We start from the raw sequence: 20467 nt of genomic DNA, 5'->3' as shown, positions 1-20467 counted from the left end.
GTCTTCCTTCAGGAGGGGGATTGACTCGACCGCTCCTGATATGCACCGGATACATCGCATTCGAAACTGGCGGAATGCATATGGGCCACTTAGAAAATCTTCACGATGGCCCTGACCCCACTCAATGCCCTGCACGGCTTCCTCGCAGTCGCCCGCCACCGTGGCTTCGCGCCCGCCGCCTCCATGTTGGGCGTCTCTCCGTCCGCCCTGAGCCAGGCCGTCCGCCAGCTGGAGGAGCGCTTGGGTGTCACCCTGCTCACCCGAACCTCCAGAAGCGTGGCGCTCACGGAGGCGGGCCGGCGCCTGCTGGAGAACGCCGGGCCGGCCGTGGACCAGGCGCTCGACGCCCTCAAGACGGCCTCGGCTCAGCCAGGCGAGGTGACGGGACGGGTCCGGCTGTCCGTCCCGGCAATCGCCGTGCCCGTCGTCGTCGCTCCCTTGCTGCCCCGCTTCCATGCGCTCTACCCGAAGGTGGAGGTGGAAGCCAGGGTCGAGGACCGCTTCGTGGACATCGTGGCGGAGGAGCTCGACGCGGGCATCCGTCTGTCGGAGTCCATCGAGCGCGACATGGTGCAGGTCCGGCTGTTCGAGCCCAGCCGTTTCGTCGTGGTGGCCGCGCCAGCGTACCTCGAGCGGAAGGGCGTCCCGGAGACGCCGAAGGCGCTGCTGTCCCACGACTGCATCTGCATCCGCTCCACGACCACGGGTGGCCTCTATCAGTGGGAGCTGGAGCGCGGGCAGCGGAGCTGGCGCATCCCGGTCCAGGGGCCCATCATCACCAACGACACGACGCTGATGCTGGAGATGGTCGAGGCCGGCATGGGGCTCATGTACGCGTTCGAGCCCACCGTCGCCGAGCGGCTACGGCGCGGGAGCTTGAAGGTGGTCCTGGAGCCCTTCGCGCCCGTGGTCCCGGGCCTCTTCCTCTACTTCCCCAGCCGTGCCCAGGTCTCGCCGGCCCTGCGGGCCTTCGTGGACGTCGCACGCCAGGCCGCGGCGGAGCGGAAGCCGCGCAAGCGCGGGTCGTGACCCATGAAGGTTCAGGAGGCACACATGACGCAACAGCAGTACGAGTTGGAGACGCTGATCCGCAGGATCCAGAGCCACCACTACATCGAGACCTACGTCAAGACGAAGAACGAGGCCGAGTACCTCGAACGTCTGAAGGAGGAGCAGGCGGAGAACGAGGTGACGCTCGGGGAGATCCGGAAGCTCCTCGCCTCGGGCGTAGGACTGGACTTCGAGACGGTGAACGGCCACACGCCGCTGCTCATCGCCGTCACCCAGGACAACGTCGAGCTGATCCAGCTCCTCATGGAGTACGGCGCGGACATCCGCGCGCCCGTCCACTACGACACGCCGCTGCACCGTGCCGCGGAGTTCGGCGCGGCGCGCGTGGTGCGCTTCCTCATCGAGCAGGGCATGGACCCGCGCGCGCCGTCACCAGGCGGGAGCACCGTCCTGGGCCGCGCGCGCGGCTCGCAGCACAGCAAGGGCGTGGTGTCCCTGCTGGTGGAGTTGCTGAAGCCAACGAAGTCGCAGCGGCCGCCGCCTCCCAAGAAGGCGAAGGACCTCTCCGAGGAGAACGTCCTGCGCTACCTCGCGGCGGAGGCGCCCGCGGGCGTGAGCGCCGAGTCCTGGGCTCGGCTGCGGCTGCTCATGGAGGGCGTCTTCGTGGAGGCGCACTCCGTCAACATCGACGAGTTCTACGAGGGCATCGAGGAGCAGTCCTCGTTCAGCCCGGACCTTGTCTTCGCCGCCATCGGGCTCATCCGGGCGGTGTCCACGCGCGCGCCCAAGGACAAGAAGGTCAAGAAGCTCTCGGCCTCGACGCTGTGCCACCACGGCAATCTGGAGATCGACGGCAACCTGAAGATCGGCTCGCTGCTGGTGACGGGCAACCTCACGGTGAAGGGCACCGCGTCCAACGTCCAGGGCCGCGCGCTTTTCGTGGGCGGCGACTTCACATGCGAGACGTTCAAGACGGAGGGCCCGGTCATCATCGGCGGCAACCTCCAGGCCTCGCTCGTCGATGCCTACTACAACGACTATGCGCTGGAGGTTCGCGGCACGCTGCGTGCCAGCAAGCTCGTGGTCGAGAAGCACGTCGTGAAGGCCGGGAGCTTCGAGGTCCAGGAGCGCATCGACAAGTGACGATCGGCGAGACCGGTCATGTGTCACCAGGGGAGGTGAGTGATCGCTCCCTCTTCTGAGTGAAGGTTTTCATGCACTTTCGGGGGTGTTGTCCCAAGGCACGGTGCTCTACATCCGTCTCGGATCTCCTCAGGAGGCATCGTTGCATTCCACGCCCCCGGCCACCCTGGTCACTGGAACCGAGTACGAACGACTGCTGTCCAGCCTCCGGCTGAAGAGCCCGTGGGCGGTGGAATCGGAGCCCGCTCGGAGTGCACCGCCGGAAGAGGTAGACGGTTCTCGGATCGCCTCACGCGTGCGGGACAGCCGGAAAGACCACGGTCCCTGGCGGTCGGTGTTGGACGTGCTCGAGGAGCAGTCGCGCTTGCACGCAGACCGCGTCGCGATCGCGGATGCATCCCTCGAGGTGACCTACGCTCAGATGTGGAAGCGGACCCTCACCCTGACCGGGATGCTGCGAGCCAGGGGAATCGGGCGCGGTGATGTCGTCGCGGTCGTGATGGACCGCGGACCCACTTTCGTCGAGATCGTGCTCGCCGTCTGGCGGAGTGGTGCGGCCTATCTCCCGCTGGCTCCTGCCCACCCGGCGGCATGGCGCGAGGACGTCATTCGGAAGGCGGGGGCGGCATTGGTCGTGGGTCAGTCCCGGGCCAGCGCCATGCCGGGCGTGCCCCACCTCGAGCTGGGCGGTGCTCCCGTTTCCTCCGTGCCAGCGCTCGAGGACGCATCGGGCGGGGAAGCGCTCGCCCCGGATGACCTGGCGTACATCATCTGCACCTCCGGATCGACCGGTGAGCCCAAGCTGGTCATGCTCGAGCATCGGGGGGTCTCCCATCTGCTCCATGCCCAGCGGGACTTCCTGGGAGAGCTGGGGCCCGGAATGCGGGTGCTGCAGTTCGCTCACCCGGCCTTCGATGCGGCCGTGTTCGATCTCGTGCTGGCGCTCGCCAATGGCGGCCGATTGGAGTGCATCGACGACTCACAGATTTCCGGAGAGCCGCTGGCGGACGTGCTGTTGACCCGCCGGGTGACCCACGCGGTGCTGCCCGCGGCTGTCCTGCGCACGCTGCACCCGGGCCTGTTCACCGACCTCGAGGTGGTGATGAGTGTCGGCGATGTCTGCCTGCCGGAGACCGCTCGGCAATGGGCGGCGTTCCATCGCTTCGTCAATGGCTACGGCCCGACGGAGGTAACGGTGGCCAGCACGCTGCACCCGGTGGATGCCCAGGACGGCGAGCGAGTGCCCATCGGCCGCCCCATCTCCAACTGCCACGTCGTCATCCTCGACGAGCACCTGCGGCCGGTTCCCGATGGAACCCCGGGAGAGATCTGCATCGGCGGGGACGGCGTCGGGCGCGGCTACCTGGGACAGCCCGGCCTCACCGCCGAGCGGTTCGTTCACGATCCGTTCAGTCCGATGCCGGGGAGCCGGCTGTACCGCAGTGGGGATGCCGGCAGACTGCTGGCGGACGGGACGATCGAGTTCCTCGGCCGGCGCGACAACCAGGTCAAGGTCCGCGGCGTGCGCATCGAGACAGGCCAGGTCGAGGAGGCACTGGCCTCACTGCCAGGCGTGCGTGACGCGGTCGCCGTCATCGATGGGAGGGGTGAACGCCTCCTGGGATACGTGATACCGGCCGCTGGCACGGTGTTGTCGGTGGACGGGATGCGCGCCGAGCTCCGCCGTCTCCTGCCGGGTTACCTGGTTCCGGATGTCATCGTGCCGGTCGGCGAGTGGCCGCTGACGACTAGCGGCAAGGTCGATCGCACCCGGCTGCCCCGGCTCCAACGGGCGGACAGCACCGGCTATCAGCCGCCGCGCACGCCCGTGGAAGAAGTGCTGGCGGGGATCGCGGCGGAGCTGCTCGGGATGGGGCAGGTGGGGGTGCACGACAACCTGTTCGAGTGGGGCGGCCATTCCCTGTTCGCCACCCAGCTCGTCGCCAGGGCACGTGGTGCGTTGAGGGCACATGTCGAGCTGAGTGCTGTCCTCCAGTCCCCCACGGTCGCCGAGATCGCGGCGACGATCGGTGACCGGCTCGACGGTGCGGAGCTCGGCCCGAGGAGGGCGGAACCTGGCGCCGAGCTTGCTCCGTCGTACGCCCAGCAGCGGGTGTGGCTGATGCACAAGCTCAACCCGGACGCACGGGCCTACCACACGCAGGCGGTGCTCAGGCTGGCGGGAGCGCTGGACATCACCGCCCTGCACGCCAGCCTGTCGGACATCATCCGGCGCCACAGCGCGCTGCGCACACGTTTTCCCGAGGTGGACGGGGAGCTGACGTGTGAGGTGGATCCGCCCTGGGAAGTGGAAGTCCCACTGCGGGACTTCAGCGGCGCGGACGAGGCCGAGCAGGAGGCCCTGGTCGGTGCGGCCGTTCGCGACATGGTTCATGCTCCGTTCTCGCTCGCCGATGGCAGGCCGTTCCGCTGGTTGCTGCTCAGGCTCAGCGCGGACGAGCACGTCTTCGTGCATGTCGAGCACCACGTCGTGCATGACGGATGGTCGTTCAACGTCTTCGTTCGCGAGCTGCTCGACGGCTATGCCGACTTCGTGCGCCACGGCCGGGTGCGGCGTCCGGACCTTCCCGTGCAGTACTCCGACTACGCGCGATGGCAGCGGCAGTGGTGTGGCACGGAGGCCGCGGCGGCGCAGCGCCGCTTCTGGCGCCAGGAGCTGGACGGTGCCGAGACCGTGCTCCAGCTCCCCCGCCGCGCGGAGCCTGACTCGAGGAAGTTCCGCGGAAGGGCACCCCGGATGGATATTGACGGCGAGCTCGCGCGCCGCCTCCAGGCACTGGCCGACCGGAACCAGACGTCGCTGTTCAACACGCTCCTCGCGGCGTTCTTCGTCCTGCTACACAGGTACACCGGGTCCCGGGACATCCTCGTCGGCTCCGGCGTCGCCAACCGGCGCTGGCAGGACACGGAGAATGTCCTGGGCATGTTCGTCAACACGGTCGTGCTGCGCGGCCGGTTGCACGGAGACCCCACGTTCGAGGAGTTCCTGGCGCGGGTGCGGCGGACCTCCCTGGCGGTCTACGACAACCAGGAGCTGCCGTACGAGATGATCTTCGCGGAGTCGCCCGCACGGCATCACGGTGGGCTCAACCCGTTGATCCAGGCCATGTTCAGCTTCCATGACTCCTCGCCAGGCTCGCTCAGCGAGGCTCCGCTCGAGGTCTCCATCGTCGAGGGGCTCGGCAATGGCTCGGCCAAGTTCGAGCTGTCCGTCGTCGCGGTTCCCCGCTACGCCGAGCCGGGGCACATCAGCAAGCTGGCGGGTGATGTCGTGCGTATTCCCAGGTCCGATGCCCCGGTGCGTGCCAGCCCGCGCTCGTCCTTGTGCGGGATCACACTCTCCTGGGAGTTCGACTCCGACCTCTTCGAGGAGTTCTTCATCGCCGGGATGCTGTCCGCGTACCAGCGGCTGCTGCACGCCATCACCACTGCTCCAGACACCCCGGTGTCGAGGTTGCCCCTCCTGGACGATGCGGAACGGCTGGCGCTCGTCGTCACGGGCCCCCGGCGTGACGCGCCGGCGGAATGGTTGCCCGACCTCGTCGCGCTTCAGGCCGAACGCACTCCAGACGCACCCGCCGTGACATCGGGTGACGCACCGATGTCCTACCGCGAGCTCATGTTCCGGGCGGGGCGGCTGGCGCGCCATCTCCGTGGGATGGGGATTGGCCGCGGAGACGTGGTGGCGGTGTGTGCCCCTCACTCGGCGGAGCTCGTCGTGGCGCAGCTCGGGGTTCTCCAGTCGGGTGCGGCCTACCTCCCGCTGGATCCGAGCCATCCGCCGTCCCGTCTGGAGCTGCTCGTTCAGGACGCTGGGGCACGAGCCGTGGTCTCGACGGCCGGGCTGGCCCATCGGGTATCGGGAGTCATTCCGGCCGTGGTGCTGGATGACGTTCCCGACTCGCCGGAGGTCCCGCTGCCTTCGGGAGCGCCCACCGACCTCGCGTACGTCATCTACACGTCCGGGTCGACCGGCAGGCCCAAGGGAGTCCAGATCGAGCACCGCTCGGTCGTGGCCCGTCTGTACCAGACGGAAGCGCTCGAGGTGGGGCCGGGCAAGACCCTGCTGGCCATGGCATCGGTCGCCTTCGACGTGTCGGTGCTGGAGATCTGGGGAGCGCTCTTGAACGGTGCCGCGATCCACTTCTTGAGTCCTGGCTGGGAGATGCAGGGCCTGGCGCGGTGCCTCACCCACGATGCGATCACCCACGCCTTTCTCTCGCCCGCGGTGTTCCACCCGTTGGTGGCGGAGAGCCCGGAGGTGTTCGACTCCATGGAGCGGGTTCTGGTCGGGGGCGATGTCGTCTCTCCGGACGCGTTCCGGGCGCTTTGGCGCCGGGGGTTCACGAGGGTGACGAACGTCTACGGGCCCACCGAGACGACCATCGTGGTCAGCGCTCAGCGGCTCGAGGATTGGCACGACGTGGATGGAAACCGTGTGCCCATTGGCCGAGCGCTGTCCAACTCGCAGCTCGTCGTGCTCGACGAGCACCTCCAGGTGGTGCCGCCCGGTGTGGCCGGGGAGATCTGCATCGGCGGGCCTGTCGTGGGGCGTGGGTACCTCGGCATGCCGGAGCTCACGTCCGAGCGGTTCGTGGAGAACCCATTCGGGGTGCTTCCGGGCGAACGGCTGTATCGCACCGGGGACCTGGGCCGGTGGCTCCCCGGCGGGGTGATCGATTTCCTGGGTCGCCGCGACGAGCAGGTGAAGATCCGCGGAGTCCGGGTGGAGCTGGCCGAGGTCCGGACCGCATTGGCCGCCTACCCCGGGGTGGCCGACGCCCTGGCTCTCGCTGATCGCACGGAGGGCGAGGGGCGGCTCATCGGCTACGTCCTGGCCGCACCGGGCTCGGAGGTCTCCGGCCACGCCGTGCGCGAGGACGTGGCGCGCAGGTTGCCCGGACATCTCGTGCCTGGTGCCGTTCTGGTCCTCGACGCGTGGCCGTTGACCACCAATGGCAAGCTCGACCGGTCCCGGCTGCCCAGAGCTCATGGGAGCACGGATACGCCGTTCACGGCTCCCAGGAACGACACCGAAGCCCGGATCGCCGCACTCGTCATCGAGCTGCTGCGGGTGGAGCGGGTCAGTGTCCACGACAGCCTGTACGCGCTGGGCATGCATTCCTTGCAGGCCATGAAGCTCGCCTCGCGGCTGAGCAGGATGAGCGGCCGGGAGGTCTCTCTCGCCACCGTTCTCGCGGGCCCGACCATTGCTCAGCTCGCCGACGTGCTCACCACCCTGCCGCCCGCACGGCCGGCCATCGGGAAGCAGCCGCGCACATGACGGCCGTGTTCCCGATGTCCTTCGCCCAGCAACGGCTGTGCTTCCTGCACTGGCTCGACCCCTCGGGCTTCGCCCAGAGCTCGGCACGCTGCTTCCGGATCACGGGCCCGCTGGACACCGCCGCGGTGCGTGTGGCGGTGGACATGCTGGTGGCCCGGCACGAAGCGCTGCGGACCGTCTTTCCGCTCGGTGCGCATCAGCATGTGCTGCCAGAGGGATGCGGACATGTGCGGGTGCTCGACGTGCCGGACGAATCCGAGGCGCTACGGCAAGCGGACGCCGTGGTGTCCCAGCCGTTCGACCTCGAACACGGGCCGCTGCTGCGGCTCACCGTGCTCCGGCAGGCGCCAGAGACGCACTACCTCGTGCTCTCGATGCATCTCCTGGTGGCCGACGGCTGTTCGCTGCAGGTCTTCTTCGAGGAACTGGCCATCGCCTACCGGGCGGCGGTCACCGGCGAGCCCGTCGTGTTGCCCGAGCTGCCCGTGCAGTACGTGGACTGGGCGGCGTGGCAGCGAGAGCAGCTCACCGGGCAGCGGCGGGCGGAGCTATCACGCTGGTGGCGTCAGCAACTTTCCGGACTGCCGCTGGTGCTGGACCTCGTTCCGCCCCGCCGCGCGCAGGGGAGGGGGAGGCGCATGCATCGAGCGCTTCCCTCCGAGGTCGTCACGGCGGTGCATGCTTTCGCGAGGTCCGAGCGTCAGACCGTCTTCACGGTCCTGGCCGCCGCATGTGGGGCCGTGCTCGGGCACCGCGCGCACAGGCCACAGGTGCTGCTCGGTCTGGCCGTGGCCAATCGCGAGCCGCCGGAGCTCGAGCGGGTTCTCGGGTTCTTCGTCAACACCGTCGCGCTGCGGGTCGACCTGAGTGGAGACCCCACCTTCCGCGAACTGCTCGCACGGGTCGCCACGACGCTGGCCGCCTCCTACGCTCACAAGGATCTGCCCTTCGAGCAGCTCGTCGCGGAGCTCGCCCCGCCGAGAGACCCCACCCGGTCGCCGATCGTGCAGGTCAACTTCGCCTACCACCCCGTGGGCACGGCGGGTGTGCTGGCGCTGCATGGCTGTTCGGTGACGGAACACCCACGGGACTTCGCCACCGCGAAGTTCGAGCTCACCCTTCGTGTCGAGGAGACCGGCAGCGGCGCGGGCATCGTCTGGGCCGAGTTCGACGAGAGCGTGTTCGACACCGGCTTCATCGACAGCCTGCTGTCGGCGTATGAGTCGGTCCTGCGCGCCGTTGCTCCCGATGTACCGGTGTCTCGCTTGCTACCCGCGAGCTCCGCGACCGAACGAGCCCTCACCCGGATCTTCGCCGACGTGCTGGGTCTCGAATCCGTCGGGCCACACGACGACTTCTTCCGTCTCGGCGGCCATTCCTTGCAGCTGATCGACGTGGCCGTCCGGGTCCGTGCCGAGCTTGGCCGTCACATCGGGCTGCGCGACTTGTACGCAACCCCAACGGCGGCCGGAGCCGCTGCCCTGCTGGCGCAACCAGGAGCGTCACGATGACTGATTCCTATCCCTTGCCCAAGAACTGGAGCTGCCCGCTAGACCCTCCAGCCGAGTACAAGCGGCTCAGGAGAGAGGCCCCGGTGACTCGGGTTCGCGTATGGGATGGAAGCACGCCGTGGCTGATCACCCGCTACGACGACGCCTGTCAGGCCCTCGGCGACCCGCGGCTGAGCCTGGATTTCAGGCTGCCGGGCTTCCCCCACACGTCGCCCTCATCGGCCGCCCGGCTGGAATCAGTCCTGCCGTTCTCGTTCCGCTCCGATTCGGAGCACAGGGCCCAGCGGGCCATGATCATGCAGGAGTTCTCGCCTCGGCGGATGGAGGTCCTGCGGCCGCGCATCCAGCGTATTGCCGACGAGGCGCTCGACGCGATGCTGGCCGGGCCGCGGCCGGCTGACCTGCTGGGGGCCTTCGCGCTCCCCGTGTCCATTCGCGTCATCTGCGAGTTGCTCGGCGTCTCCCAAGACGATTGCGAGTACCTGCACGGCCTCAGCTGCACGGTCGGGTCTCGTGACTCGCCGAAGGATGCTGCGGGGCGGGCCCTGAAGGAGCTGGATGGCTACTTCGAACGCCTCGTGGCCGAGAACGTGCGCAATCCCAGCGACACGGTGGTCGGCCGCGTCGTGGCCGAGTACGTGCGAAAGGGGATGCTGAGCGAGCAGGATGCAGCCGCCATGTTCCAGATGCTGTTCCACGCCGGGCATGGGCCGTCCGCGTACATGATCATCATGGGCACGCTGGCGCTGTTGCTCGACCCGGACCAGCGCGGCGAGCTGCGTGCGATCGCGGATGACCCCACGCAGCTCTCCGCGGCCATCCAGGAACTGCTGCGTTACGTCACCGTCTCACACAGCGGCCGGCAACGCGTCGCCACGGAGGACCTCGTGATGGGCGGTCAGCTCATCCGCGCCGGTGAAGGCGTCCTCGTCCAGACGGACTCCGCCAACCGCGATGAGACGGTCTTTCCCGATCCGGACCGCCTGGACATCCACCGCACACCGCAGCGCAACCTCGCCCTGGGTCATGGGATCCACCTGTGCACGGGACGGGCGCTCGCCCTCATCGAGCTCGAGGTGGTGTTCCCCACACTGCTCCGGCGAATCCCCACCCTGCGCCTGGCCGTGCCTGTCCAGGACATCCCCTTCAAGCGGAACGACAACGTGCTCGGCGCGTACGAGATGCCGGTGACCTGGTAGTCGGGCCCCTCGAACTGGACGCACTTCCTGTGCGTACAGAGGGCGAGCAGGCCGCTCACTCTCCCCCCGGCGAGACGACCGCGACGACGTGGCGTGCCGGCACCTGCGCCCCGACCGTGACGTTCACCGCCGTGACGACACCGTCGGTGGGCGCGACGAGCGGCGACTCCATCTTCATCGCCTCGAGCACCACCAGCACGTCGCCCCGTTTCACGGTCGCGCCGGCCTCGGCGTTCACCCGGATGATGCGGCCGTCCATCGGCGCACGCAGGCGGCCGTCGCTGGCGCGCTCACGCTCGGAGGGCAGCCGGAAGGAGACGTCGTGGAGGTGGCGCGTGACGCCATCGAGCGAGCACCACAGGGTTCCACCCGCGCGCCGGTACCGGACCGCGCGGCGCCTTCCCGCCACTTCGACCTCGGCGTGCTCGGGGGCGATGGAGCGCAGGGACAGCGCGACACGGATGTCGCCGATGTGGACCTCGTACTCCGCCGGAGCGACGGGGCGGACCGATGCGCGGAACTCCGAGGCCCCATCATTCAGGACGATCGGCACCGGTAGGGCGTAGGAGCTGCTCCATCCGGCGAGCGTCGCGTCGAAGCCTCCCCGCCGCGCGAGCGCCACCGCGTCGTCGTGGAAGAGCAGGGCGGCCACGACGGCCTGGTCCTCGGCGGAAGCCTGCCCCAGCGCACGCAGCGTCTCCGGGGGCATGTGCGTGGCGACGAAGCCCGTGTCGTAGTGGCCCGAGCGGAACGCCTCGTGCGCGAGGACGTGCTGGAGGAAAGTGCCATTCGTGGTGACACCGAACACCGTCAGCTCCCGCAGCGCCGCGGCCAGCCGCTCGCGCGCTGTCTCACGGTCCGGCCCGTGCGCGATGAGCTTCGCCTGCATGGAGTCATAGAACGGCGTGATTTCCTGGCCCTCGCGCACGCCGTGGTCGACACGGATGCCCTCGCCGGCTGGCGGAGCCCACGCGAGGAGCCGGCCCGTCTGGGGAAGGAACCCGTGGGCCGGGTCCTCCGCGCACAGCCGCACCTCGATGGCATGCCCACGGAAGTCGATTTCCGGCTGCGTCAGCGGGAGCGGCTCGCCGTCCGCGACACGCAACTGCCACTCGACCAGGTCGAGCCCCGTCACGAGCTCCGTCACGGGGTGCTCGACCTGCAGGCGCGTGTTCATCTCCATGAAGAAGAAGTCGCCGCTCGGAGCGAGGAGGAACTCGATGGTCCCCGCGCCGCGGTAGCCGATGGCGCGGACCGCCTGCACCGCCACGGCCCCCATGCGCTCGCGAAGCGCTGGCGTGACGGCGGGGGACGGGCTCTCCTCGACCACCTTCTGGTGCCGCCGCTGGATGGAGCAGTCGCGCTCGCCGAGGTGCACCGCGTTCCCATGCTCGTCCGCGAAGACCTGCACCTCGACGTGACGCGCGCCTTCGATCGCACGCTCGAGAATGAGCTCGCCACTGCCGAAGGCGTTCTCCGCCTCCGAGCGTGCGGAGCGGATGGCGTCGAGCAGTGCACCGGGCTCGCGGACGAGGCGCATGCCACGCCCGCCGCCGCCCGCCGCCGCCTTCACCATGACGGGGAACCCGATGCGCTTGCCTTCACCGGCCAGGGCTTCGTCGTCGAGCGACTCGCCGGGACGGGCGGCCTCGTAGCCGGGGATGCACGGCACGTCGGCGGCCTGCATGCGCAGCTTCGCCTGCCGCTTGTTTCCCATCAGCTCGATGGCTTCCGCCGGTGGCCCGATGAACACGAGGCCGGCCTCCGCGCACGCGCGCGCGAAGTCCTCGTTCTCCGAGAGGAAGCCGTAACCGGGATGGATGGCATTGGCACCGGACGCCGCCGCCGCCGCGAGCACCCGCTCGATGGAGAGGTACGACTCCTTCGCTGGTGCCGGCCCCAGGCGCACCGCCTCGTCGGCGAGCCGTACGTGGGGGGCGTCCTGGTCCGCGTCGGAGAAGACGGCGACCGTGCGCAGGCCGAGGCGGCGGCAGGTCCGCAGCACGCGCACGGCGATCTCACCCCGGTTCGCCACCAGCACCTTGTGAATGCGCTTCATGGTTCCCTCGCTACAGCCGGGCGACGCCGAAGGTGTTGGGCGAGACCGTGCGGCGCTCGGCCTCCTCGCACGTGGCCAGGATGAACCCGAGCACCCGCCGCGTGTCCCGTGGATCGATGACGCCGTCGTCGAACAGCCGCGCGCTGCAGTGGAAGGCATCCGACTCGCGGTCGAACTGCTCGATGAGGGGCCGCGCGAACTCGTTCATCGCTTCCTCGTCGACAGGCTGGCCGGAGCGCCGGGCCTTCTCGGCCATGACGATGGAGAGCACCTTCGCCGCCTGCTCGCCGCCCATGACCGCCGTGCGCGCGTTCGGCCAGGCGAAGATGAAGCGCGGGTGGAACGCGCGGCCGCACATGCCGTAGTTGCCCGCGCCAAAGGAACCCCCGAGCAGGATCGTCACTTGCGGCACGGTCGCGTTGGCCACCGCCTGCAGCATCTTCGCGCCGTGCTTCACGATGCCGCCCTGCTCCGACTGGGTTCCCACCATGTAGCCGGTCGTGTTCTGCAGGTAGACGATGGGCGTCCGCGCCTGACAGCAGAGCTGGATGAACTGCCCCGCCTTCGTCGAGCCCCTCGGCGTGATGGGCCCGTTGTTGCCGATGATGCCAATCGCCCGGCCCTCGAGGCGCGCCCAGCCGCAGACGGTGAGCGCGTCGTAGTCGTCCTTGAAGGGCGTGAAGTCCGAGCCATCCACGAGCCGCGCGATCACCTCGCGGCAGTCGTAGGGCCGCCGGTAGTCGATGGGTACGACGCCACACAGCTCCTCCGCCGGGTAGCGGGGGGGCTCGAAGGCGGAGCGCGCGAGCGGTGGCAAGGCATCGTTCCACCCGAGCGACGCGATGATCTCACGCGCGATGCGGACCCCATCGGAGTCGTCCTCGGCGAGATGGTCCGCGGTGCCGGCAACGGTGGCGTGCATCTCGGCGCCGCCGAGCTCTTCGTCCGTGGCGACCTCGCCCGTGGCCGCGCGCAGGAGGGGCGGGCCGGCGAGGAACACCTTCGCCTTTCCTCGGACCATGATGACGTGGTCGGAGAGCCCCGGAATGTACGCGCCGCCGGCCGTGCTCGAGCCGTGGACGATGGTGACCTGGGGGATGCCGGCCGCCGACAGCTTCGCCTGGTTGTAGAAGGTCTCCCCGCCCGGGATGAAGATCTCCTGCTGATAGAGCAGGTTCGCGCCGCCGCTCTCGATGAGCGACACGACGGGCAGCCGGTTCTCACGCGCGATCTCCTGCGCGCGCAGCACCTTCTGGGTTCCCCAGGGCGTCGCGGTGCCGCCCTTCACGGCGGAGTTGCTCACGCTCACGAGGCAGCGCACGCCCGAGACGAACCCGATGCCGATGATGGTATTGCCGCCGGCGAGCGAGCCATCGGTGTCGTCGTGGTGCTTGTAGCCGCAGAGCGTCGAGAGCTCGAGGAAGGGGGAGCCCCGGTCGAGCAGCAGCGCCAGGCGTTCGCGCGGCAGGAGCTGCCCGCGCTGCTGGAACTTCTCGCGGGCCAGTTGCTCGGTGTCACGCGACTTCTGCTCGATGGCGCGCAGCTCGGCGACACGGGCGAGCATCTCCTTCCGGTTCGTGACGAAGGCGGGGGAGGCCGGTTCGATGCGGGAGGCGAGCGTCGGCACGTCACTTCTCCTTCGGGCCGTCGAGGATCTTCGGCGGCGCGGCGAGATGGAACCCGTCGTATGGCTTCGAGCGCGAGTGCGCTGGCAGCGGGAGGGTCTTCGTGTTGCAGGACGCGCCCCCGTCGATGCGGATGACCTCGCCGGTGATGAACGCCGCCACGTCGGAGAGGAGGAACACGATGGCTCCGCTCACCTCGGCCTCGGTGGCGAGCCGGTGCAGGGGCACCTGCCGGCGCAGCTGGGGAATGAGCGCGCGGATGGCCGGATCCTCGTAGGTGTCGAGGCCGCTCGAGGCGACCCAGCCGGGCGCGACGGCGTTCACGCGAACCCCGGCGGAGGCCCACTCGACGGCGGCCGTCTGCGTCAGGTTGAACATGCCGGCACGCGCCGCGCCCGAGTGCCCCATGCCCGGCATGCCATTCCAGGCGTCCGCGAGCATGTTCACGATGGCGCCGCCGTGCTCGCTCATGGACTGTGCGAACACCTCGCGTGCGACGAGGAATCCGCCGGTGAGGTTCGTCGCGACGACCGCCTCGAAGCCCTTCTTGGAGATCTGCGTGAGCGGCGAGGGGAACTGCCCTCCGGCGTTGTTCACGAGTCCGTCGATGCGGCCACGCGCCTGGACGACGGTGGCGACCATGGTGCGCACCGCTTCCTCGTCGCGGATGTCCACGGCGTGCTGCGTGGACGTGTGTCCCTCGGCGGCGAGTTCTCCGGCGACGCGCGCGAGCTTCTCCGGCTTGCGGCCGATGAGGACGACGTGTGCGCCGAGCGACGCGAGCTCGTGGGCGGTGCACCGGCCGATGCCGCTGCCCGCGCCGGTAACGATGATGGTGCGGTTCGCGAAGGTTCCAGGAGCGAAGACTGAACGGTATCCCATGGTGTGTCTCCGCCTCAGCCGCGCGACTTGCGGGGCAGGGTGCCCATTGCCTTGCTGATGATTCCGAGCATCACCTCATCGGCTCCGCCGCCGATGGAGCCGAGGCGCAGGTCGCGGTAGGCGCGTGCGACGGGGTTGTCCCAGGTGAAGCCCATGCCGCCCCAGTACTGGAGACACCCGTCGGCGAGCTCGCGGGCGAGGCGGCCCGACTTGAGCTTGCACATCGAGGCGAGCTTCACGACCTCGGCGTCGTCCTTGTTCTCCACGTACAGCTCGACGGTGCGGTAGATGAGCGCCCGGAGCGCCTCGACCTCTGTTTGCAGCTCGGCGAGCCTGAAGTGCACGGTCTGGTTGTCGAGAATCGGCTGCCCGAACGCCTTGCGCTGCCGCGTGTACTCCGCCGTCTGCGCGATGAGCCGGTCGAAGGTGACGAGCGTGCTCGCCGCCACGAAGAGCCGCTCCTCCTGGAACTGCTGCATCTGCATGGCGAAGCCGCGCCCCTCCTCGCCGATGCGGAAGCGCACCGGCACGCGCACGCCGTCGAAGAAGAGCTGCGCCGTGTCGGACGCCCACATGCCGAGCTTGCGGATCTTCGACCGGGTGATGCCGGGGCGGTCCATCGGCACGACGATGAGCGACTTGTTCGCGTGTGCCGGCCCGTCGCCCGTGTTGGCGAGCAGGCAGATCCAATCCGCCTGCATGCCGTTGGTGATCCACATCTTGCTGCCGTCGATGACGTAGTCGTCGCCGTCGCGGCGCGCGGTGGTCGTCACCCCCGCGACGTCGGAGCCGGCACCAGGCTCGCTCACCGCGATGGAGCAGACGCGCTCGCCAGTGAGCGTCGGCGCGAGGAACTCCCGCCGCAGCGCGTCGCTGCCGAAGCGGGCGAGGGCGGGCGTCGCCATGTCGGTGACGACACCGATCGCCATGGGCAGCGCGCCGCAGGTGCAGTGGCCGAGCTCCTCGGCGAAGGCGACCGAGAACGACGCGTCGAGCCCGAGCCCGCCGAACTCCGCCGGCTTGGTGATGCCGAGCAACCCGAGCTCACCGAGCTTCCGGAACACCTCTCGCGCGGGGAAGATCTCCGCGGCCTCCCAGGCGTCGATGTGCGGGTTCAGTTCCTGTTCGACGAACTTGCGGACGGTCTGGCGGATGGCGCGGTGTTCCTGGGTCTGCTGCATGGGCTTTCTCGGTGGGCTTGGGAGCCTGCGAAGGGTCAGAGAAGCTGTTCCGGTACCTCGACGTGGCGTGCGCGCAGCCACTCGCCGAGCGCCTTGGCCTGTGGGTCGAAGCGGGTGGACGACGAGACGCCCTCTCCGAGGAGGCCCTCGACGACGAAATTCAAGGCGCGCAGGTTCGGAAGCACGTGCCGGTGGATCCGAAGCGCGCGCGTCTCTGGCAGCAGCGCGCGCAGCTTCTCCTCCGTGAGGGTGTGCACGAGCCAGCGCCACGCCTCCTCGGTGCGGACCCAGACGCCGATGTTCGCGTCCCCGCCCTTGTCTCCACTGCGGGCCAGGGCCACCCGGCCGAGCGGCACGCGCCGGGTGGGTCCCGGCGGCAGGGGTGCTGGCGGTGCCGGCTCCGCAACCGCTTCGAGCCCGAGCGTCTCCTCCGGGGGCGCCACGTCGATGCGTGTTCCATCCGGAAGCACGGAGACGTGCGGCACCTTCCGCGCATCGACCCAGGCCGGCGTGTAGACACCGAAGGGCGAGGCGTCGCCGGGAATCGCGGTCATGAAGAAGCCAGGGTAGCTGGCCAGCGCGAGCTCCACCGCGGCGCTGCTGAAGTGGCGTCCGACGACCTTCGAATCGGCATCCTTCGCGCTGACGCGCAGTGTCGCCGAGGCCTGCTCCTCGCTCGCTGCGTCGGCGTGGTCGGTGCGCGCGAGGGTGTAGACGAGCTCGGCCGGCCGCGGGTCGAGCGCCGCGTCGAACTGCGCCCGCACGAGCGCGGCCTTCTCCTCGATGTCGAGGCCGACGAGCACGAAGTTGGCCTCGTTGCGGAACCCGCCGAGCCGGTTCAGGCACACCTTCACATCCGGAGGCGGCGGTTCACCGCGTACGCCCGACAGGCGCACCCGGTCGGTGCCAGCGGCCTCGATCGTGATGGTGTCGAAGCGCGCGGTGGCGTCGGGGCCGGCATAGCGGGGGCTGGCGATCTCGTAGACGAGCTGGGCCTTCACGGTATCGACGGTGACGGCGCCGCCGGTGCCCGGGTGTTTCGTGATGATGCTCGAGCCGTCGGCGAAGATCTCCGCGAGCGGGAATCCGGGCCGGCGCATGTCGAGCTCTCCGAAGAACGCGAAGTTGCCACCGGTCGCCTGGGCGCCGCACTCGAGGACGTGGCCGGCGACCATGGCGCCAGCGAGGCGGTCCCAGTCGTGGCGCTTCCAGCCGAAGTGGGAGGCGGCGGGGCCGACGACGAGCGCGGCATCGGTCACCCGCCCCGTGACGACGATGTCCGCGCCCGCGTCGAGACACGCCGCGATGCCCCAGCCGCCGAGGTACGCGTTCGCCGTGAGGGGCTGACCGAAGCCGAGCTCGTCCGCTCGTCCGACGAGGTCGTCACCCTCGACGTGCGCGATGCGGACGGACAGACCGAGCTTCGTGGCGAGCGCGCGCAGGTCGTTCGCGAGCCCCGCCGGGTTGAGGCCACCCGCGTTCGCGACGATGCGGACCTTCTTCTCCATGGCGAGGCCGAGCGTCTCCTCGAGCTGGCGCAGGAAGGTCTTGGCGTATCCGCTCGCCGGGTTCTTGAGCCGGTCGCGGCCCAGGATGAGGAGCGTCAGCTCGGCCAGGTAGTCGCCCGTGAGGACGTCGAGAGGACCGCCTTCCAGCATCTCGCGGAACGCGGAGAAGCGGTCGCCATAGAAGCCGGATGCATTGCCGATTCGCAGCGATCGCGCGTCCATCGACCCTCCCGTGACGGTGAGGGGTGAGTCTGTCCCCCTCGCCCGGAAAAAAGCAAGCGTGATTGATTTTTTCCAGATGTTGAAAGAGGGTAGGGGCATGAGCGGTCCGGCGAGCGGAGCGACGAGGCAGGAGCAGGAACGCAGCCGTGTGACGCGGCAGAAGCTGATGACGGCCGCCATCGAGGTGCTCGCGGAGCAGGGCTGGGCAGGGGCGACGACCGGCGCCATCGCCGAGCGGGCGGGGGTGTCTCGGGGTGCCTGCCAACACCACTTCCCGACGCGGACGGCGCTCGTCACGGCCGCGGTCGAGCATGTCTCCCACCAGCAGGTCGAGGAGCTCGCGCAGCGCGCGAAGAGCCTGCCGCAGAGCCGGCGGCGCGTCGAGCCACTGCTGAATCTGCTCTATGACATCTACGCGGGTCCGCTCTTCACGGCCGCGACGCATCTATGGGTGGCGGCCGTGGCCGACGCGGAGCTGAAGGCACTTCTTCTGCCGCTCGAAACGCACGTGGGCCGGGAGGTGCACCGGCTCACCGTCGAGCTGCTCGGCCTCGAGGAGCGCGAACGTGAGGTCCGTGACGCCGTGCGCGCGACACTGGACCTCCTCCGTGGCCTGGCGCTCGCGAACCTGCTCAACGACGACACCGCGCGGCGCCGCAAGGTGCTCGCCCACTGGGCGCGTACCCTCGAGGCTCAGCTCACGCCGGCGCCACGAGGCCCGTGAGGTCGCCGACGAGGCGTCCCTCGTCAATGGGCACACAGTCCCGCGGACATTCCGTGGTGAAGTGCAGGCCCAGGGCTTTCGCCTCGCGGAGGAATCCATCGAGTCCCTCGAGGCAGGCATCCGGAATGTCATGCAGGACCATCAGCGTATGAGGGCGGGTGGTGCAATCCTCGAGCGCCCGCTCTGGCCATCCCTTGGGATCCAGCCAATCGCCTGGAACGCTATTCCAGAGAACGCATGAGTACCGGTGGGTGAGCAGATGGTCGACCGCGCCCTGATTCAGGAGGTGCGGGCCCAGCTTGCCTCCGCCGCCGAAGGGGCGGAACCTCTTCGGTGGAGGCACCAGCGGGGAGAGGAGTGCATCCGTGGCGGCGATCTCCGCCTCCACCGCCTCCGGGCGTACATCCTCTCCGAGCGGTACGGCGTGCGTGAAGGAGTGGTTTCCGACGAGGTGTCCCTCGTCGCGCGCACGTTCGACGAGACGCCGCCCTTCATCCGCGACGAGGTTCTTCCCCAGCACGAAGAAATGCGCGGTGACCGCATGCGACGCCAGGATGTCGAGCACCCTCGGCGTCACGTGGGGGTCAGGCCCGTTGTCGAACGAGAGCGTGAGCAGTCTCATCGGAACATGTTGTTGGAGGTGCGGTCGCCCGCGAGCCAACGCGCCAGCTCGCGGTGTGCTTTGGCGCGGCGGGCCTGCACCAGCTCGGGCTTCACGGCCTCCGGGCTGTCATGCGTGAACTCGACGATCATCCCGTTCGGATCCTCGACGTAGAGCGATCGGCAGTAGCCATGCTCGAGCACGTACAACCCGGGCTCGGTGTAGCCGGCGGCCCGCAGGCGTTGCTCGATGCCACGCTGGGTCTCGGGATCGACATTCAGCGCGATGTGGTGGAACGGGGAGGGAGGCATCTCCGGTCCGAAGAGCTTTTGATCCTCCGGTTTCTCGAACTGGAAGAACGCGAGCGCGCTCCCGTCGCCGAGCTCGAAGAACGTGTGGCAATAGGTGCGGACGGCGCCAAACAGCTCGTCCGATTCACACCAGGTCGCGACGAGCGGCAGGCCGATCAGCTCCTCGTAGAACTTCCGCGTCGCCTCGAGATCCTTCGTCACGTAGGCCGTGTGGTGAAGCCGGCTCGGCAGTTTCGCTGACGTGGTCATTCGTCCTCCTTGGTGGGGTTCATCGAGTTGTGTCGACGACGGGGTTGCGCAGCACACCGATGCGCTCGATCGAGACCTCGCACACGTCGCCGGCGCGGAGGAATCGCGGCGGCGTTCGCGCGGCGCCCACACCGCTCGGAGTGCCCATGGCGATCACATCACCCGGCTGGAGCGTCATGGCCTCGGAGAGCTCGGCGAGGACGGTGGTGACGTCGAAAATCATGTCCGACGTGTTCGCGTCCTGCACGAGCTCATCCCCGACGCGCATCTGGATGCGCAGCCCCTTGGCCCCCTCCGGCAGCTCATCAGGCGTCACGAGCTCGGGGCCCAGGGCGCCCGTCCCGTCGAAGTTCTTCCCGATCGTCCATTGGTGGGTGCGCTTCTGGTAGTCGCGAATCGAACCGTCGTTGAAGAGCGTGTACCCCGCGACCCACTCCAGAGCCCGTTCGCGCGGGATGTTGCGCCCCGGACGTCCCACCACCACGGCGAGCTCGGCCTCGTAGTCGAGTTGATTCGAGCAGGTGGGCACCACCAGGGGCTCGCCATGCGCGAGCAGACTCGATGGCACGCGGGTGAACACCACGGGGTAGCGAGGTGTCTCGTAGGTCGCCTCCGACGCATGGGCGACGTAGTTCAGTCCGAGGCAGAGAAACTTGCTCGGCTCCGGCACGAGGGGCAGGTAGCGGAATTCCGAGGGAGCGAGCCGGTACCGCTCGGCCGCCTCCGCCGCGCGGCCAACCAGGGACTTCAGCGCGCCAGGGCCGCGTTCGAGCAGGGCACGCAGCGAGTTCCCGAGCGACGGATCCAGGGACGTCAGGTTGACCATCCCCCCGGGTGTACGCACACCGAGCGCCGGTCCGTCCTTCACGAGAATCGAAGCAATCCGCATGGTGCTGCCCTCCCTGCGCGCTCAACCTAGCGGGGGTGGCGGGTCAC

At 69.0% G+C, this 20467-nt stretch carries 14 protein-coding genes; 6 read left to right on the top strand and 8 right to left on the bottom strand.

Annotated elements, in window-relative coordinates; genetic code table 11:
- Nucleotides 1–105: 105 nt before the first annotated feature.
- From Q664_RS04325 to Q664_RS04305, 5 genes are all read left to right on the top strand, one after another.
- A complete protein-coding gene (locus Q664_RS04325; RefSeq protein WP_043390073.1) occupies nt 106–1029 on the top strand; it encodes a LysR family transcriptional regulator in 924 nt (307 codons plus the stop codon).
- A 24-nt stretch (nt 1030–1053) separates the two neighbouring features.
- Nucleotides 1054–2154, top strand: coding sequence for an ankyrin repeat domain-containing protein (locus tag Q664_RS04320; RefSeq protein ID WP_043390070.1), 1101 nt, complete (start codon nt 1054–1056; stop codon nt 2152–2154).
- An 85-nt stretch (nt 2155–2239) separates the two neighbouring features.
- Nucleotides 2240–7459, top strand: a complete 5220-nt coding sequence (locus Q664_RS04315) for a non-ribosomal peptide synthetase (RefSeq protein WP_326938663.1) — start codon at nt 2240–2242, stop codon at nt 7457–7459.
- Nucleotides 7456–8970 (top strand): condensation domain-containing protein, encoded by a 1515-nt coding sequence (locus Q664_RS04310; protein ID WP_043390068.1) that lies wholly within the window; start codon nt 7456–7458, stop codon nt 8968–8970. The genes Q664_RS04315 and Q664_RS04310 overlap by 4 nt, the downstream gene beginning before the upstream one ends.
- 83 nt (nt 8971–9053) lie before the next feature.
- Nucleotides 9054–10169 carry a cytochrome P450 gene (locus tag Q664_RS04305; RefSeq protein ID WP_052517655.1) on the top strand — a complete coding sequence of 372 codons (1116 nt, stop codon included), beginning with the start codon at nt 9054–9056 and terminating at the stop codon, nt 10167–10169.
- 55 nt (nt 10170–10224) lie between these two features.
- Here Q664_RS04305 and Q664_RS04300 read toward each other — a convergent pair whose 3' ends face one another.
- Genes Q664_RS04300 through Q664_RS04280 form a run of 5 tightly spaced genes read right to left on the bottom strand, consistent with a single transcriptional unit; the run spans nt 10225 to nt 17646 of the window.
- Nucleotides 10225–12228, bottom strand: a complete 2004-nt coding sequence (locus tag Q664_RS04300; protein ID WP_043390064.1) for an acetyl/propionyl/methylcrotonyl-CoA carboxylase subunit alpha — start codon at nt 12226–12228, stop codon at nt 10225–10227.
- Between the two features lie 10 nt (nt 12229–12238).
- Nucleotides 12239–13855: an acyl-CoA carboxylase subunit beta gene (locus Q664_RS04295; protein WP_043390061.1), complete on the bottom strand. Its 1617-nt coding sequence runs from the start codon at nt 13853–13855 to the stop codon at nt 12239–12241.
- A gap of 1 nt (nt 13856) precedes the next feature.
- Complete coding sequence (locus Q664_RS04290; RefSeq protein ID WP_043390059.1) at nt 13857–14735, bottom strand: SDR family oxidoreductase; 879 nt, start codon at nt 14733–14735, stop codon at nt 13857–13859.
- A 14-nt stretch (nt 14736–14749) separates the two neighbouring features.
- Nucleotides 14750–15916: an acyl-CoA dehydrogenase family protein gene (locus tag Q664_RS04285; protein WP_043390056.1), complete on the bottom strand. Its 1167-nt coding sequence runs from the start codon at nt 15914–15916 to the stop codon at nt 14750–14752.
- A 35-nt stretch (nt 15917–15951) separates the two neighbouring features.
- Nucleotides 15952–17646: an acyclic terpene utilization AtuA family protein gene (locus tag Q664_RS04280; RefSeq protein WP_043390053.1), complete on the bottom strand. Its 1695-nt coding sequence runs from the start codon at nt 17644–17646 to the stop codon at nt 15952–15954.
- A 97-nt stretch (nt 17647–17743) separates the two neighbouring features.
- On the opposite strand from Q664_RS04280, the gene Q664_RS04275 reads away from it, so the two are divergent.
- The gene (locus tag Q664_RS04275) at nt 17744–18370 is read left to right on the top strand and encodes a TetR/AcrR family transcriptional regulator (RefSeq protein ID WP_052517654.1); all 627 of its coding nucleotides are present in this window, start codon (nt 17744–17746) and stop codon (nt 18368–18370) included.
- On the opposite strand, the gene Q664_RS04270 is transcribed toward Q664_RS04275, so the two are convergent.
- From Q664_RS04270 to Q664_RS04260, 3 genes are read right to left on the bottom strand one after another with little or no spacing between them, the layout of a single operon-like run.
- Nucleotides 18345–18992 (bottom strand): polysaccharide deacetylase family protein, encoded by a 648-nt coding sequence (locus Q664_RS04270; protein WP_043390048.1) that lies wholly within the window; start codon nt 18990–18992, stop codon nt 18345–18347. The genes Q664_RS04275 and Q664_RS04270 overlap by 26 nt on opposite strands.
- Complete coding sequence (locus Q664_RS04265; protein ID WP_043390045.1) at nt 18989–19531, bottom strand: VOC family protein; 543 nt, start codon at nt 19529–19531, stop codon at nt 18989–18991. Before Q664_RS04265 ends, Q664_RS04270 begins: the two co-directional genes overlap by 4 nt.
- A 19-nt stretch (nt 19532–19550) precedes the next feature.
- Nucleotides 19551–20420, bottom strand: coding sequence for a fumarylacetoacetate hydrolase family protein (locus Q664_RS04260; protein ID WP_043390043.1), 870 nt, complete (start codon nt 20418–20420; stop codon nt 19551–19553).
- Nucleotides 20421–20467 lie beyond the last annotated feature (47 nt).

Origin of the sequence: Archangium violaceum Cb vi76 (genome assembly GCF_000733295.1) — a bacterium.
Classification (GTDB): Bacteria; Myxococcota; Myxococcia; order Myxococcales; family Myxococcaceae; genus Archangium; species Archangium violaceum.
Note: the sequence above shows the minus strand (reverse complement) of the source record. Positions and strands in the feature narration are given on the sequence as shown.

What these genes read in the sequence shown, in the direction of transcription:
- Q664_RS04325 (WP_043390073.1), top strand. Translation starts at nt 106, where the DNA reads ATGGCCCTGACCCCACTCAATGCCCTGCACGGCTTCCTCGCAGTCGCC.
- Q664_RS04320 (WP_043390070.1), top strand. Translation starts at nt 1,054, where the DNA reads ATGACGCAACAGCAGTACGAGTTGGAGACGCTGATCCGCAGGATCCAG.
- Q664_RS04310 (WP_043390068.1), top strand. Translation starts at nt 7,456, where the DNA reads ATGACGGCCGTGTTCCCGATGTCCTTCGCCCAGCAACGGCTGTGCTTC.
- Q664_RS04300 (WP_043390064.1), bottom strand. Translation starts at nt 12,228, where the DNA reads ATGAAGCGCATTCACAAGGTGCTGGTGGCGAACCGGGGTGAGATCGCC.
- Q664_RS04290 (WP_043390059.1), bottom strand. Translation starts at nt 14,735, where the DNA reads ATGGGATACCGTTCAGTCTTCGCTCCTGGAACCTTCGCGAACCGCACC.
- Q664_RS04285 (WP_043390056.1), bottom strand. Translation starts at nt 15,916, where the DNA reads ATGCAGCAGACCCAGGAACACCGCGCCATCCGCCAGACCGTCCGCAAG.
- Q664_RS04280 (WP_043390053.1), bottom strand. Translation starts at nt 17,646, where the DNA reads ATGGACGCGCGATCGCTGCGAATCGGCAATGCATCCGGCTTCTATGGC.
- Q664_RS04275 (WP_052517654.1), top strand. Translation starts at nt 17,744, where the DNA reads ATGAGCGGTCCGGCGAGCGGAGCGACGAGGCAGGAGCAGGAACGCAGC.
- Q664_RS04270 (WP_043390048.1), bottom strand. Translation starts at nt 18,992, where the DNA reads ATGAGACTGCTCACGCTCTCGTTCGACAACGGGCCTGACCCCCACGTG.
- Q664_RS04265 (WP_043390045.1), bottom strand. Translation starts at nt 19,531, where the DNA reads ATGACCACGTCAGCGAAACTGCCGAGCCGGCTTCACCACACGGCCTAC.
- Q664_RS04260 (WP_043390043.1), bottom strand. Translation starts at nt 20,420, where the DNA reads ATGCGGATTGCTTCGATTCTCGTGAAGGACGGACCGGCGCTCGGTGTG.